The following is a 1844-nucleotide window of genomic DNA, read 5'->3' on the forward strand; positions in this document are numbered from 1 at the left end:
CATCGGCCTGCGCCGCGACGGCGCGGCGCTGGCGCTGTCTGGGGATGTGGCGCTGCTCGGGCGCGGCGACGTGCCGGCAACGCTCTCCTTCAATGCCGAAAGCCCCATCGGCAGCGGCAGCGCCAGCTTCGGCGTGACGCTGAACAGCCTCGATGCGCAGGACATTGCGACCCAGGCCCCTGCGCTGGCCTGGCTCAACGGGCTGCGCGCGCCGATCTCGGGCTCGCTGCGCGGTTCGCTGACCGGGGCGAGCGACCTTGGCGAGATGTCCGCCACGCTGCAGATCGGCGCGGGCGTGCTGCAGCCGCGCGCGGACACCCAGCCGATCCCCTTCGAGGAGGCGCGCACCTATTTCTCCTTCGATCCCGCGACGGCGACGCTCAGTTTCGACGAGATCTCGGTGAAGAGCGCGATCGGCACGATGGTCTCGGACGGGCGGGCTGTGCTCGAAGGGCTCTCGCAGGGGATGCCCGACGCGATGGTCGGCCAGTTCCGCTTTTCCCGGCTCGAGGCCGATCCCGAGGGGTTCTTCGAGGACAAGCTCAAGCTCTCCGGGGCCGAGACCGACTGGCGGCTCAGCTTCAATCCCTTCCGTTTCGAGCTCGGGCGGCTCCGGGTCACCGACCCGGCGCTGCCGCTGCGGGCCAGCGGCACGCTCTCGGCCGAAGAGGGCGGGTGGCACATGGCGCTGGACGCGGAGCTTGACCGGCTGACCCCCGAGACGCTGCTTGCCTACTGGCCGCCCTCTGCAGGGGAAAAGGCGCGCGACTGGGTCGAGAAGAACATCTACGCGGGCACCTTCCATGACGTGAAAGCGGCGCTGCGGCTCGAGCCGGGTGGCCACCTCGTGCCCTACTTGCAGAGCCGCTTCACCGGGGTCGAGCTGACCTACTCGCGCACCCTCCCGCGCCTCTACGAGGGGGTGGGGCAGCTCACCTTCCTGCGCAACCGGCTGACGGTGGCGCTGGACAGCGGCGAGGCCCGCCCGCGGCAGGGCGGGGTGCTGCAGGGCAAGGGGTCGAGCTTCGTAATCCCTGACCTGACCGAACGGCCGATGATGGGCGAGGTCAACGTGCATGCCACCGGAAGCCTCGAGGCCACGCTTTCCTTCCTCGACGAGCCACCGCTCGAGGTCATGAAGAAGGCGAACAAGCCCGTGGCGCTCGGCACCGGCGAGGTCGCGGCGGACGTGCGCATCGTCACCCCGCTCAAGCACGGGGTGCAGCGCGAGGAGATCACCGTGATCGCCGACGGCACCGTCACCGGTGTGGAAAGCGCCGAGATCGTGCCGGGCAAGGTGCTGAGCGCCGATGAGTTCTACGTCGCCGTGGATGACACCGGGGTGAGCGTCGGCGGCAAGGGGGACCTGTCGGGCGCGCCCTTCGACGGCACCTGGACGCAATCTTTTACCCCCGGCACACCGGGCAAGGTCGAGGGCGAGGTGGTGCTCTCCGAGGCGGTCTCGCAGGCGCTGGGGATTGGTCTGCCCAAGGGCACTTTCTCGGGCGAGGGGCGCGGCCGGGTCGATATCACCCTCGCACATGGACAGCCGCCGCAGCTGGTGCTGACCTCGGACATGGCGGGGCTCGGCGTGTCGCTGCCGCAACTTGGCTGGCGGCTGTCGCAGGCGGGCACGGGATCGCTCGATCTCGAGGCGACGCTGGGCGCGCCGGTCTCGGTCGAGAAGCTGGCACTCAAGGCGCCAGGGTTGACGGCGCAGGGCTCGGTGGCGCTCAACGCCGATGGCACGCTGCGGCGCCTTTCGCTGCCGGTGCTGCGCGCGGGGGGGGCCGCGGCGATGTCTCCGGGGCAGGTCGGCCCGAGTTGAATACGTCGCGCGACGC

The 1844-nt window shown here is 70.4% G+C and carries 1 protein-coding gene; it reads left to right on the forward strand.

The window, feature by feature from the left end:
* Nucleotides 1-1828, forward strand: a 1828-nt coding sequence (locus tag CLG85_RS27020) for a YhdP family protein (RefSeq protein ID WP_260350379.1), incomplete at its 5' end; no start/stop codon positions are given.
* Nucleotides 1829-1844: the final 16 nt, after the last annotated feature.

Origin of the sequence: Alloyangia mangrovi (assembly GCF_002300555.2) — a bacterium.
In the GTDB taxonomy this organism is placed as follows: domain Bacteria; phylum Pseudomonadota; class Alphaproteobacteria; order Rhodobacterales; family Rhodobacteraceae; genus Salipiger; species Salipiger mangrovi.